Source organism: Paraglaciecola sp. T6c, from assembly GCF_000014225.1.
GTDB lineage: Bacteria > Pseudomonadota > Gammaproteobacteria > Enterobacterales > Alteromonadaceae > Paraglaciecola > Paraglaciecola atlantica_A.
Genome location: NC_008228.1, coordinates 2,624,066 through 2,637,874, shown reverse-complemented (window position 1 = coordinate 2,637,874; position 13,809 = coordinate 2,624,066). Strand labels below are relative to the sequence as shown.

The window sequence follows — 13,809 nt, the reverse complement described above, 5'->3', positions numbered from 1 at the left end:
AGAGGTAGGGAAATACAATGAATAAACTTTTGCTTAGTGCGAGTATCGCAGCTGTGCTGGGACTTACAGGCTGTAATGGAGACTCCGTAGCAGATATAGAGACCAATACCCCCGTCGAAAAACCATTCGCCCGGGTAGTATTTGACCCTGCAAACAGCGATCTTAATTTGCCCAACGATTTGTTAATGTTACCAAGTGGTAACTTTTTCGACTTTACATTAAATACCGAAGGCGATGCCGTATTTGATGGCGGCAACCCAGAACACGCACTAAGCGCGCTAGATGGATGGTCAACACAAAATCCATTTTCAATCAGAGTAACCCTACCTACTGGACTTGATATTGACGCAAGCAGTGTAAATGGCGCGTCCATCAAACTATTTAAAGCAACCCAAGCCCTAGAAGGCACCTCGGCAACGTGTCAGGCCATAGCCGCAGTAGCCGCAGCACCAGGTGTACCCTGTGAACTAGGTGAAGAACTAGTGTATGGGGTCGACTTTGTCGCTTCCTACACCAATGAAGGTTCAGGCTCAATTGCCGTTATACCTCTTAAGCCGTTGGCATCTAGCCAAGGCCATATGTTGGTGGTAACTGATGCTTTGCTTGATACTGATGGAAAGAGCGTTAAAGGCTCAAGTTCGTGGGAGCTCGCACGTCAAGATATTAATACCTTACCCCTTGCCACCGAAGAGCAGCTGCAATTACAAACATTAGTTAATAGTTTGGTGGATGTGGTGATCCCCTCTGGTATAGAGCGTGAAGCGATTTCTTATGCAGCATATTTTTCTACGGTCTCTGCTGGCACCGTGATGGATTCTGTTAAAAAACTGCAAATTGCCGGTTATGCCACTGCGTTTGGCGCGACGATGGCAGCGACAGGCGGTAACGTTGCAACCGCAGCAACCGTTGCTCGTGATTACTTACCACAACTAAATGTATCGGCTGAGGGTATTACAAAAGCATTTGACGTCTTGGCTCCAGCATTGCTATCTGAAGCCGAGTTAGCACAACTAACGGCTGTGGGTTTAAATACCTGTGCCGGCCTTGTAACGAATATCATGGACACCAGCTCTGCTTTAAACGAGGTGGCTACGCAAACGTTTGAAACAGCCGGTCCTTTCTGTGCAGCTACTCGCATCGAAGGTGAGGTAAAATTACCTTATTATTTGAGCACCACCAATCCGTTAGGTGACTGGTGGCGCGCAATGTGTACCAGTGGCGCTACGATGCAACTAATGGGCGCTGAAACAGTGGGCTCATTAATCCAAGCTGGGGCTGTCGGGCCAAATGATGAGCTGTGCCAAGTCGCATCTCAAGGGCAGTTGCGGGATTTAGATTTATCGTCTTTAGGTATCGACGACCCACGCAATTTGACCAAGTTTAATCCTTTGCCTATGGCGCAGGGAACGAATGATGATGATGAGTCAACACCATTCAACGAAGCGGGTACTGAAACGTTAGGCGTGCAGTTTACCGTACCTGATGAGTCAGTGATTGCCATGCTATCGGCGGCAACGGGGGGCGCAATTGACGTACCGACGAAACCTGAAGGTGGCTGGCCAGTCATTATCGTTCAGCACGGTATTACTGGTCAAAAAGAAAATGCGTTGGTCGTCGCAGCCGCGTTCTCTCTTGCGGGCTTTGCAACGGTAGCTATTGATCACCCATTACACGGAGCTCGCGGTTTTACCTTAGCCGATGGAACGAACGTAAATGCGTCTACCAATTCGCCTACGGATTACATGAACCTTGCAAGTTTAATTACGGCTCGTGACAATTTACGTCAAAGCGCGACTGATACCCTAGGTTTGCGCCTAGCTTTGAATGCCATAAATGATGCTTCAGGGATAGTGGATGTTGATACATCTAAAGTTCATTTCATCTCTCAAAGCTTGGGCTCTATCTCTGGTATGAACACACTCGCTAACGCTAATACGCCGTTCGAGGGTGATTTTGCCCCCTTTAGCGATATGTATAATGTAGACACCGCCGTGTTGAACGTGCCATCAGGCGGCGTGGCAAATTTCTTATTTGAGTCACCTGACTTTGGGCCACTGATTAAAGGCTCTTTATTAGCAGCTTCATCAGAAGACTTTGCCGCCTTTTTAGGCCAATTTGCGGCGGCCAACGGACTTACCGCAGAAGCGGCTATTCGCCCTGCCTTTACCGCATTTTATGGTGCATTAGAAGATGCACCTAAAGCAGAGATTGATGCTACTTTCAGTCAGTTTGTATTTGCGGCGCAGACAATATTAGATGCCGGTGACCCCATTAATTATGCTCAACAAATGGCGGGCAATACACCAACGCTAATGCAACTTGTTGTCGGTGGTGGAGTGAATGATGATGGTACAACGGCGTTGACAGACCAAGTTAACCCTGTTGTTACCTCATTGCCATTATCCGGCGGTATTCCCTTATCTAAAGTGATGGGCTTAGAGCAAGTGTCGGCCACAAAACAGAGTGATACTACGCAAAATGGCGTTGTGTATTTCTCGGCTGGGGCGCACCAATCTTTGTTTGTGCCAACCCCGAGTGTTGCTGCAACGGTAGAGATGCAGAATCAAGCAGCCAAATACTTCGATTCAGAAGGAAAAGATATTGTTATTTCAGATGAGTCTGTTGTGGCGAACTAATTTTTCACTGAAAGACAAAAGCTAGGCCTCGCCTAGCTTTTTTTTTGCGATTTAGTCCCAATATCGCTTAAGTCAGTTATTAAGGAGTAAACAGAATTGGAATTTTTGTACGAATACGGCTTATTTATAGCCAAAGCAGTGACCATAGTAATCGCTATATTGTTAGTCGTTGGAGGCGTAGTTGGGTTGATCAGTAAACAGAAGCAACCCAAGGGAAACCTTGAAATTGACTCAATTTCAGAGCGCTTAGATGACATTAAAGACAATGTTAATCATCTCATTTGCAGCAAAGACGAGTTAAAGAAGAAAAACAAAGAGCAGAAAAAAGCGGACAAAGCCGCTAAAAAAGAGACAAAAAACAAAGGCGACGATGATGAAAAGGGTAATCTTTATGTGATTGACTTTAACGGCTCGATGGATGCCCATGAAGTCGATAACTTAAGGGAAGAAGTAACCGCCATCATTTGCATTGCGAAGCCTAAAGATGAAGTGCTCGTTCGACTTGAAAGCGGTGGCGGGGTTGTGCATGGCTATGGTCTTGCAGCATCGCAATTACAACGCCTAAAAGACAAAGATATACCGTTAACCGTTGCTGTTGATAAAGTGGCGGCAAGTGGTGGTTATATGATGGCCTGTGTTGCAGATAACGTATTAGCCGCAAAATTCGCCATTATTGGCTCTATTGGGGTTATTGCCCAAATTCCTAACTTTAATAAATTATTAAAGAAAAACGATATTGAGTTTGAGCAACACACAGCCGGGCAATTCAAACGCACGTTGACCATGTTTGGCGAAAACAGTGATGAAGGACGTGAAAAATTCCGTGATGAATTAGAAGACGTGCATCAAATGTTCAAAGGCTTTGTGCAAGAGCACAGACCTGCGCTGGCGATTGATACTGTCGCTACGGGTGAATATTGGTACGGCAGTAAAGCGTTAGATCTTGGATTGGTTGATACCATACAAACATCTGATGACTTTTTGCTCGACGCGAACAACGTTAAGAAAATTTATTCAGTGAAATATTCGGTCAAAAAGAATCTAGCTGAAAAATTTGGCATATCAGTCACCAAAGGCGTGGTGCAATCGTTGATTAAGGTATTGAGTAAGACCCAAGTTATTGCCAAATAGGCAATTAGACTTATGATTAATTTTTGCTTAAAAATACCGGTTTAATGCCGGTATTTTTTTGTTTAAGAAAAATCATTGTGCAATTTTTATCTATAGAATATATCGCAAAAATCAAAAAGCCTGCTTGATTACGCTGTGAAATAATATTTTAGAGTGTAAATCACTGTTAGTGACGACTAACACTATTGGACCATTTAATCTGTTTGTAAGTTCAACTTTTTATCGTTATAAATAATATGTAATTCAATGCAAACCGGACAGTTTCTACTGAGTTATTAACCGTGCAGCGCCTATCAGTTCACACTGAAAAATAATAATAAAACAGGGGCGTGCATAATTAAAAAAACAAATAAAGTTGGAAATAAAATGAACACGTCATTAAACAAATTAACGAAAAGTATTCGCTACGTTATTGCTACATCGACAGCTGTTGCGGTTACCGCAATAAGCCCTGTCTATGCTCAACAAGTAAAAGACGATAGTGCGGAGGTAGAAAAAATTGCGGTGGTAGGGAGCCGCTCAGCACCTCGTTCAGTTGCAGATTCTCCAGTGCCTATCGATATCATCGGCGGCGATGAGCTCGGTAAGTCAGCCTCCACTGACATGCTTGATATGTTAGTAAGTACGGTTCCGTCGTTTACTGCTCGCGCACAGCCTATTTCTGATGCCGCAACCCTTATTCGCCCTGTTAACCTACGTGGTTTGTCTTCAGACAGTACTCTCGTATTAGTTAACGGTAAGCGGCGCCATCGTGCGTCTGTTATTGCATTCCAAGGTGGTGGCATTAATGATGGCGCTCAAGGCCCAGATATTTCAGTTATCCCTAGTTCAGCGTTAAAACAGGTCGAAGTATTACGCGACGGCGCAGCTGCTCAGTATGGCTCTGATGCCATAGCAGGTGTAATGAACTTTGTTTTAAAGGATGACGCTGACGGTGGCTCTCTATCGGTTAAACGCGGTGAGTACTACGAAGGTGACGGCGCAACAACCACTGTAGAAGGTAATGTTGGTTTACCGTTCACTAAAGATGGTTACGCTAACCTGAGTTTTCAGCTTAAAAACGCCGACGCAACCAGTCGCAGTGTACAGCGTCCCGATGCGGCTAATCTAATTGCTCAAGGTAATACTGCTGTTGGTGATCCGGCACAAATTTGGGGTAACCCTGAGATCAACGACGACATTAGCCTATTTGGTAACGTAGGGCTTGATCTTGGCGATGACAAGAAATTCTACATGTTCGGTAACTATTCTGAGCGTGATATTGTCGGCGGCTTTTACTACCGAAACCCCCACAACCGTGGTCAAGTCTATTCAAATGATGAAGGCGAAACGCTATTAGTCGGTGATGTGGCTGAGGCCGCAGGGGCAGAGCGCACTTGTGCAACAGTTGCTATTCCTAAAGTGACGCTAGCTGACGGAACGGTTGTTGACGGAAATGTGTTAGATACCGCTGCCTATCAACAGATGGCTGCCGATCCTAATTGCTTCTCAATGAATCAAATTTTCCCTGGTGGTTATACACCCGCGTTCGGCGGAAACATCACTGATACCTCTTTGGTTATTGGTGTTGAAGGCGAATTGAAAAATGGTTTCTTATCTGGCGCGTTCTTCGATTTGAGTGGTTCTGTCGGTCGCAGTGAATCATCGTTTAACTTAACAAATACTCTTAATCCTTCGCTAGGTCTTGATACCCCAACTGAGTTCGATACGGGTAAATATATCCAGTTGGAGAAAATGTTCAATTTAGATTTATCTAAGCAAATTGACGTTGACAGCATTGATTCACTTAACTTAGCAGGTGGTCTTGAATGGCGTGAAGAGTCATTTGAAATTGTTGCGGGTGAAGAGGCCTCTTGGAAAGCTGGTGATTATGCATCACAAGGGTTCAACATTGGCTCTCATGGTTTTAAAGGGTTCGGCCCTGAAGCACAAGGCACTAATACTCGTCGCAGTGTAGCGGCCTATATTGACGTAGAAGCGTATATTACCGAAGACTTGTTGCTCGGTGCTGCGGTTCGTTACGAGGACTTTACGACCTTTGGCGATACCACTAACTATAAGTTGACGGCCCAGTATTCCGTCACTGATGAGCTTTCTTTGCGTGCATCAACCAGCACTGGGTTTAGAGCTCCTACTGTAGGGCAAGCGAATGTGGTTAATACACAAACGTCTATCGTTGGCGGTGATTTGATTCAAAGTTTCTTGGCGCCACCGACTGATACATTGTCAGCGTTTTATGGCGGTAAAGAGTTGTCTCCTGAAGACTCTCAAAGTTACGCAATTGGTGCGGTTTATCAAAGTGGGGACTTCTTCATGAGTGCTGACTTATACAGCATTACCGTTGAAGATCGTATTGCCCAGTCTAGTAAAATTGACGTAAACCCAGATGACTACGAAGAACTAAGAACACTAGGTGTACAAAATCCTGAGCTTATTTCTGCTGTTACGTATTTCGCTAATGACTTTGATACTAAAACCCAAGGTTTGGATTTAGTGGCTAACTACACGCATCCAATCTTTGAATCTGGTGATACCAAGTTCTCGTTAGCGTACAACTGGAATGAAACTGAAGTCGAAAAATTCAATCCTGATACAACGAGCGTAGGCAAAGTAAAATTACTTGAAGAAGGAATTCCTCACCATAGAGCGACATTCACTGTATCGCAAAGCTGGGATACAGTGAGTGCCTTTATTCGCGTTAATTATTTTGGAGAGTACTTCGCCGTTCACGCTGATGATGCTGAACCAGGTGGCTGGAATGAGGACGCCGGCAGCAGCGCAACGGTTGACGCAGAAGTAAGTTACTTTGTAACCGACCAAATTACCTTATCTGCAGGTGCTAGCAACTTGTTCGATAATGATGCTCAGGAGCTTCCAGCTAGCTCGTTTGCGGCAGTAGGTGGTCAATATTATGAAAGTGGACCTTTCGATTACAATGGCGGTTTCTACTACGTAAAAGCAAAGTATAACTTCTGAACATACAGTAGCTTATAAAAAGCCTTGTTACGATAATCCGTAACAAGGCTTTTTTTTTGCATTTTTTACGAGCATATTTCACTCAAATCGTTTTTATGATGTGATGGAAAATATAGTAAGTACTACGCAATAATAGAATTCTGCTATTTGAAGTGATCGTGTTTTGATCAAGTTTCGTATGTCCGTTAGAGAAATCGTTTAATTTGGATTAAAAAGGGACGGACGTGAGTGCACTAGTTTGGTTAAGAACTGATTTAAGAAGTAAGTGGAATAGCGCGATAGATTATGCAGTTGATAATCACGATAATGTGACGGCGGTTTACTTTACCACCAAGGAGCAATGGGACACTTATAATCTGTCCAGCCACAAGGTAGCCCTCATATATCAGCGTTTAGTAAATCTGCATAAAGAGTTGGCCGAACGTAACATAGAATTGCAGGTTATTGAGGGGAGTATTTACCAAGCGATCCCCGTTCGCCTCAAGGATATTTGCACCAAAATTGGCGTCACTCATGTTTATTGCAACGCTGAATATGAATGGGATGAACGCCAGCGTGACTTGGCTGTTAAGAATATTCTTAAAAAGATTGATATCCCCCTCGCCATGTTTCACGACACTTGTTTAGTGAAACCCACTGAAATAATGAACCTTAAAAATGAGCCGTATAAAGTTTTCACGCCCTATTTTAAGCGTTGGTTAGACACGACCTTACAGCAATTACCCGGTGTACCAGATAATCATAAAGCCAGTGATACTGGTCTGAGCCAATCAGCAAACGACAGCATCCAAATCGATTCATTATTAAAAACAAATGAGATAGAAATCAGTAAGGAGTTTTCGACCAATTGGCCAACCACCGCGGCTAAAATAACTAAAAAACTGAATGCATTTATCATCGAATTTTCCCCAGTATACCCAAAAAATCGGGATATTCCGTCAGTAGACGGTACCAGTAAGGTCTCCCCTTATCTATCTATCGGGGCCCTGAGTCCAGCGCAGTGTTTATTTCATGTATTACAAGAGTACGGCGATGATGCTTTGTCACTAGAACACGGGGCCTACACTTGGATAAAAGAAATTGCTTGGCGCGATTTCTATCGCTACGTAATGTATCACTTCCCCCATGTCAGCCGTGGGTTACCTTTTCAAAAGCATTATCAACACTTTAAATGGGAAAGTAACCAACACCATTTCGACGCATGGAAAGCAGGCAAGACAGGTTATCCGATTGTCGATGCAGCAATGATCGCGTTGCGAGAAACCGGTTGGATGCATAATCGTTTACGTATGATAGTGGCGAGCTTTTATTGTAAGCATCTTTTATTACCTTGGAAGTGGGCTGAAGACTATTTCATGAGTCAGTTGATTGACGGTGATTATGCTTCGAATAATGGTGGCTGGCAGTGGAGCGCATCGGTTGGCACTGATGCAGCGCCGTACTTTAGAATTTTCAACCCTACGACCCAAAGCGAACGATTTGATCCTAAAGGGGAGTTTATTAAAACGTGGTTGCCTGAACTTGAACATTTAAGTCCTAAGCAAATACATGAACCCAGTAAACACTGTGACGTCCAACGGATAGGCTATGCATTACCTATCGTTGAGCACAAAGCATCTGTTATGCGTACAAAAGAACAATTTAAAGGCTTTTTAGCCGCCTTAAAGTGATCTGTATATTTGTTATTATTTCGTATTTCAAGCCCGTTACGGTTACTGTTTCTTTGGGAAAATTACCCTATAATGCGCCACATTCGTACAGCACTCAGTGATTCACTAAGTCATTGAGTGCTGTCATAGTCGAACGCAATTTTGTATAGGTTTGTGATTTATGAGCATGACTAATGTGGCGTTACTTAGCTACTTAAATGAACTTTTAAAGCCCGAAAGAGTGCAAGATTTTTGTCCAAACGGTTTACAAGTCGAAGGCAAAACGCAGATTCAAAAAGTCGTGTGTGGTGTGACTGCTTCACAAGCACTCATTGATAAAGCAATACAATTAAATGCCGATGCGATTTTTGTACATCATGGTTTCTTTTGGAAAGGTGAAGCGGCAAATATCTGTGGGATGAAGAAAAAGCGCATAGCTGCGTTAATTAAGAACGATATCAACCTATATGCCTACCACTTACCTCTCGATATACACGACGTATTGGGCAACAACGCTCAACTAGGAAAACTGCTGAATATGGCACAAATCAGTCCGTTACTGTCTGAGTCTCCAGAGGGGATCGTTATGCAGGGACGGCTCGAACCCGCTATGTCGGCGCGAGCCCTATCCGACAAGTTGGTCAGTATATTAGGGCGTGTACCGCTACATGAAGGTGCTGACTCTGACCTGATTAAGAGTGTTGCCTGGTGCACGGGCGGTGGGCAAGGGTACATTGAAGCGGCAGCACGTGCGGGCTTTGATGCATTTATTACCGGAGAAGTCTCTGAGCAAACTATCCATAGCGCCAGAGAAATGAATATTCATTTTTATGCCGCTGGGCACCATGCCACAGAGCGCTATGGCGCAAAGGCGATAGCTGAGTATCTCGACGCCAAAACACTACTGAACGCAGAGTTTATTGATATACCCAATCCCGCTTAGCACCCAATAGATTGACCACATTTTAACGAGAATACGGATGCACAGCGAAAAGCGTGATCAAAATTTTGATGCCATTGCAGATAAGTTTGAAAAGAACATTTATGGAACAACCAAAGGTCGCTTGCGCCACGAGTTACTTCAATATCATTTACGCAAAAATATCGATTTTTCAACATTAAGCATCGCCCTTGACGCCGGTGGTGGCACAGGTGAAATGTCACGGGTACTGCTTCAGTCGGGCGTGAATGTAACCTTGAGTGACATTTCAAATGAGGCACTAGCCATCGCTAAGCAAAAATGCAGTGAGTCTAGCGCGCTTTCAGTGATTCATAGCGATATATTAGGCTTACCTGATTGTGAATATGATTTAGTCATTTGCCATGCTGTACTCGAATGGTTAAATGATCCTTATGTTAATGTTCGAAAACTAATTTCGATGACGAAAATTGGCGGCTATTTTTCGCTGACGTTCTTTAACAAAGATGCGCAAATGCTCGGCAACTTACTCTATGGAAATTTTGATTACGTTAAACAAGGCATGAAGGTGAAGAATCGGGTACGCCTGAGTCCGAACAAACCGCTTCAACCCAGAGCTGTGATTGATTTTTTGCAGAAACAGCCCGTTTCGATTATATCTACGGCGGGGATCCGCTGCTTTCACGACTACTTAAAAGACCCCACAATGCAACTAAGTCACTATGAACAACTCAAAGAAGCCGAAATGGCATTCGGTGATAAAGAGCCTTATATGTGGTTAGGCAAATACTTCCACATTCTTATGCGCAGAGACGCCTGAAGAGTAAGTTACTGTTATGCGCTTAATAGCGCTTCAATGTCCTTTTTAATCTGTTCCGGCTTGGTTTTAGGCGAATAGCGCTTAACCACGTTACCGTGTGAATCGACTAAGAATTTGGTGAAATTCCATTTGATGCGGGTCGATCCAAAAATACCTGGGGCATGTTTCTTTAAGTACATGAATAAGGGGTGTGCATTAATGCCATTCACTTCAACCTTGGCAAATAGCGGAAAAGAAACAGAAAAATGAGTTGTACAAAATTGTTCAATTTCCTCATCATTACCTGGCTCTTGATGCCCAAATTGATCACACGGAAAGCCCAGCACCTCGAACCCTTGCGTGGCATAGGTTTCCTGCAATGATTGCAATCCATCATATTGCGGCGTAAATCCACACTTACTTGCTGTATTCACAATCAAGAGCACCTTACCGTGATATATATCCATTGAAAGGGCATGGCCGTTGTTGTGTTTTGCAGCAAATTGGTAAATGTTATTCACGGTTTAATTCCGGTTTTTAAAGCGATGTAATATAGTGGCATTTTTACGAAAACTATCAAGGATTTAAAGCATCATTATGACAACAAAAATAGCGTTTATTGGACTCGGTGTAATGGGCTTTCCAATGGCTGGACATCTTGCTAAAGCCGGTTATGAAGTCACGGTATACAATCGTACTCAATCAAAAGCACAGGAGTGGTTAGCGCGTTTTGATGGTCTATCACAAAGTACCCCAGCCAAAGCGGCGAAAGACGCTGACATCATATTTATATGTGTTGGTAATGACGATGATTTGCGTTCGGTAGTTTGTGGAGAAACCGGGATTTTAGCAACCGCAAAAGAGGGGGCTATTATCGTAGATCATACAACGGCTTCAGCGGATGTGGCGCGTGAAATTGCAACATTATCGGCACACCAAGGGGTGGCATTTTTAGATGCCCCCGTTTCTGGCGGGCAAGCTGGGGCTGAAAACGGACAATTAACAATCATGCTAGGTGGTGACGAATCGAGTTTTACTCAAGTGGAGCCTATCATTGCATCCTATGCTAAATTCAGTCGATTACTCGGTTCAATAGGCAGTGGTCAACTTGCAAAAATGATGAATCAAATTTGTATCGCTGGTGTGGTACAAGGGTTAGCTGAAGCGCTTCACTTTGGTCAAAATGCCGGGCTCGATTGTGAGTCGGTCATCGATGTTATCTCTCAAGGAGCAGCTCAATCATGGCAGATGGATAATCGCTCAAAAACCATGTTAGCGGGCGAGTACGACTTTGGTTTCGCAGTAGATTGGATGCGTAAGGATTTAGGGATTGCTCTTGATGAGTCTAGAAAAAACGGAAGCACACTGCCGCTGACAGCGCTAGTTGACCAGTTTTATGCTGACGTGCAACGCCAGGGCGGGAGTCGGTTTGATACTTCGAGTTTACTGACTCGTTTGAAAAGCCATTGATAAGCTTCAACGCCAGATGATGTTGTTTTATTGTTTATCGTTAGTTAAGTCTTTTTATGGTTAGCACTCTTAACGAACACCAGCGACCGAAAGGTTAAGAAACCTAATAAAATACAAGGAATCGTTATGAAAATAAGAACTCTATTGATACTTTTGACCATTAGCGGGTTAACCGCTTGTTCGTATCCCTATGGCTATCATGCTCCTGCACCGGATACATGCGATGGGGCACCCGGATGTGCAGCTTCTGCCATCTTTTCAGGCGTAGTCAAAACAAAACCTAGAGAGGGCCAAAAGTGCGCGGATATGTTAGGTGAAAATAAACGTGAATGTGAAGCTCAGGTTGAATCTATTAAGCGCTCTATCGAAAATGCCAAGAAGCAGTCCTAATAACGTGTTTTAGTCATAAAATTATCGAAAAACGGCGTGTATAGCGCCGTTTTTTGTTAATCGCACTAGGTGGAACTGGCACAACTCATCGTTCGTTAAGTAGTGACCGCTTCACAATGCCACTGGTGGCCATGAAAACTTACATTCGCTTTTCCATACTCTCTGTCTGCTCGCCAAGTACGGTTGTTTAGCTTAACGACAACACCTGGGTAAATACGTTTATTTGCCGATACCATGATCCGTTGCTGGTAGTCGTCTTTATTTGCTGCAAGCTCAACTGCCTTACGTTCAAGCCATTGCATTAACTGGTGTTCGTTTTCGAATAGTTCTTGAGCTGCACTGACTTTGTCCCTCAGGTCATCAGGAATAAATTTGCTGTGGATAAGCTTCATGCGATCTTCGTGACGACTACAGTTTTGGCGAATTTGCCTAACCAATTCGTCCAGCGAGTCTTTACGCGCTAGAAGTGAATTAAACCCATCGCTGAAATCTAACGTTAGATTACTACCAGAAACAGCGCCAAACGTACCTGCTTGAACTCGGTTTTGACTGAAGATAGAACACGCAAATAAATTTCCATTAGGTTTATCAATCGGACCAACAAACATTTCCTGTCGACATACGACTTTACTAAACGCTAATTGACGACCAATGGTTACACCACCGTCACATTTTATATCCAGCCCTTGACCATGTTGAATATGAATACTGCCTTTTGCGCGCAACGTGGTACTGTACTCGGTTCCAGCATCATTCACTTTGCCCATTGCGCCTTCGGTAATTATGATATCGCCACCAGCACGAATAGTGGCAGACTCAACAAAACCGTTAACGGTTACATCGCCGGTTGCAATAATTTCCATTTTTTCTGTGATATCGCCATTGACCAAAACCGCACCGTCATAGTTGACATTGCCTGTACCGACGTTAACGCCTTTACAGATATAGGTATCGTCTACCCACATCTTTTGATCTTTAAATTTAGGCATGCCTGAAATTTCTGCGATAAGTAGATTCTCGTCCTTATCGCTTATCATGGTGCCATCACCTGGCCTGAATGTTATCCATTCCCCCGCTTTAGGGCGGATAGTTTCACCCGTAACGGTATAACCTGAACGACCATCAGAGGGAGGCATTCTGCGCAATAATTCGGTGCCGACTTTTACACATATAATGTCGCCTAAATTGCGCATATCAACACGACCGTGATGAGATGATTGAGGACGCAATATGCGATCTAATGCATTTTGTACTAGCGGTTTTAGCTTTGATGAACGGCCTGTTTTAGGCGGCAAACCTTTGGCGATTGTCGCACTGACAGATTCTCCCGAGGCTGAGGATAGATAAGATTGATGCAATGCCTTCAGACGTTTAGTGCTCAACCCGCGTACGATATTACTTTTGTTTGCAAGTGCGACTAAGTCAGTTAGGGTTAAAAGAGGTGCACCGTAGCCTTTTGTGATCGTCATACTAGCGCTTAATTGGCCTTCTTCAACCTTACATCTAATCTCGTTATCTTGCCGTTCGCCTACGCGCTCCACGAGCGTTCCGCTGGCTTCTGTTTTAATTGCTGTTTGTGTATCGGCTAATAACGTTTGGATAGCATCATCATTCAGATAAAACTCGGCGTACTCGCTTTTCTTTATAACCTGCAACACGCTTTTAAAATCAATTTTACCGTCCAACTCTTGTGGGTTAATGTGCGCACTAAGGTGCGTATTTGTTTCATCAACCGTTAGGGTTATTCCATCCATTTTAATCACCTACATTATAAATATTGAAACACTTCATCATTACAACCCACAATCTCAAATACTTAGATAAACTCGACATCACTGT

General features: G+C 43.7%; 10 protein-coding genes. 8 read left to right on the top strand and 2 right to left on the bottom strand.

Translation table 11 applies throughout. The annotated features are described in order from the left end of the window. Nucleotides 1–17: 17 nt before the first annotated feature. From PATL_RS11135 to PATL_RS11110, 6 genes are all read left to right on the top strand, one after another. Entirely contained in the window at nucleotides 18–2,636 is a 2,619-nt protein-coding gene (locus tag PATL_RS11135; protein ID WP_011574984.1) for a VolA/Pla-1 family phospholipase, read from the top strand. Nucleotides 2,637–2,732: 96 nt separating this feature from the next. Continuing rightward, complete coding sequence (gene sohB / locus PATL_RS11130; RefSeq protein WP_011574983.1) at nucleotides 2,733–3,767, top strand: protease SohB; 1,035 nt, start codon at nucleotides 2,733–2,735, stop codon at nucleotides 3,765–3,767. Between the two features lie 366 nt (nucleotides 3,768–4,133). After that, nucleotides 4,134–6,743, top strand: coding sequence for a TonB-dependent receptor plug domain-containing protein (locus PATL_RS11125; protein WP_011574982.1), 2,610 nt, complete (start codon nucleotides 4,134–4,136; stop codon nucleotides 6,741–6,743). Nucleotides 6,744–6,967: 224 nt separating this feature from the next. Next, nucleotides 6,968–8,413, top strand: coding sequence for a cryptochrome/photolyase family protein (locus tag PATL_RS11120; protein ID WP_011574981.1), 1,446 nt, complete (start codon nucleotides 6,968–6,970; stop codon nucleotides 8,411–8,413). Between the two features lie 160 nt (nucleotides 8,414–8,573). Further along, nucleotides 8,574–9,335: a Nif3-like dinuclear metal center hexameric protein gene (locus tag PATL_RS11115; RefSeq protein WP_011574980.1), complete on the top strand. Its 762-nt coding sequence runs from the start codon at nucleotides 8,574–8,576 to the stop codon at nucleotides 9,333–9,335. A gap of 37 nt (nucleotides 9,336–9,372) precedes the next feature. After that, nucleotides 9,373–10,131: a methyltransferase domain-containing protein gene (locus PATL_RS11110; protein WP_011574979.1), complete on the top strand. Its 759-nt coding sequence runs from the start codon at nucleotides 9,373–9,375 to the stop codon at nucleotides 10,129–10,131. A gap of 14 nt (nucleotides 10,132–10,145) precedes the next feature. Here PATL_RS11110 and PATL_RS11105 read toward each other — a convergent pair whose 3' ends face one another. Then, entirely contained in the window at nucleotides 10,146–10,631 is a 486-nt protein-coding gene (locus PATL_RS11105; protein WP_041713712.1) for a glutathione peroxidase, read from the bottom strand. Between the two features lie 76 nt (nucleotides 10,632–10,707). On the opposite strand from PATL_RS11105, the gene PATL_RS11100 reads away from it, so the two are divergent. Next, nucleotides 10,708–11,580, top strand: coding sequence for an NAD(P)-dependent oxidoreductase (locus tag PATL_RS11100; RefSeq protein ID WP_011574977.1), 873 nt, complete (start codon nucleotides 10,708–10,710; stop codon nucleotides 11,578–11,580). Nucleotides 11,581–11,706: 126 nt separating this feature from the next. Next, complete coding sequence (locus PATL_RS11095; protein ID WP_041713709.1) at nucleotides 11,707–11,970, top strand: hypothetical protein; 264 nt, start codon at nucleotides 11,707–11,709, stop codon at nucleotides 11,968–11,970. A gap of 95 nt (nucleotides 11,971–12,065) precedes the next feature. On the opposite strand, the gene PATL_RS11090 is transcribed toward PATL_RS11095, so the two are convergent. Next, on the bottom strand, nucleotides 12,066–13,724 hold the full coding sequence (locus PATL_RS11090; RefSeq protein ID WP_011574975.1) for a DUF342 domain-containing protein: 1,659 nt from the start codon (nucleotides 13,722–13,724) through the stop codon (nucleotides 12,066–12,068). Nucleotides 13,725–13,809: the final 85 nt, after the last annotated feature.

What these genes read in the sequence shown, in the direction of transcription:
- PATL_RS11135 (WP_011574984.1), top strand. Translation starts at nt 18, where the DNA reads ATGAATAAACTTTTGCTTAGTGCGAGTATCGCAGCTGTGCTGGGACTT.
- PATL_RS11125 (WP_011574982.1), top strand. Translation starts at nt 4,134, where the DNA reads ATGAACACGTCATTAAACAAATTAACGAAAAGTATTCGCTACGTTATT.
- PATL_RS11115 (WP_011574980.1), top strand. Translation starts at nt 8,574, where the DNA reads ATGAGCATGACTAATGTGGCGTTACTTAGCTACTTAAATGAACTTTTA.
- PATL_RS11110 (WP_011574979.1), top strand. Translation starts at nt 9,373, where the DNA reads ATGCACAGCGAAAAGCGTGATCAAAATTTTGATGCCATTGCAGATAAG.
- PATL_RS11100 (WP_011574977.1), top strand. Translation starts at nt 10,708, where the DNA reads ATGACAACAAAAATAGCGTTTATTGGACTCGGTGTAATGGGCTTTCCA.
- PATL_RS11095 (WP_041713709.1), top strand. Translation starts at nt 11,707, where the DNA reads ATGAAAATAAGAACTCTATTGATACTTTTGACCATTAGCGGGTTAACC.
- PATL_RS11090 (WP_011574975.1), bottom strand. Translation starts at nt 13,724, where the DNA reads ATGGATGGAATAACCCTAACGGTTGATGAAACAAATACGCACCTTAGT.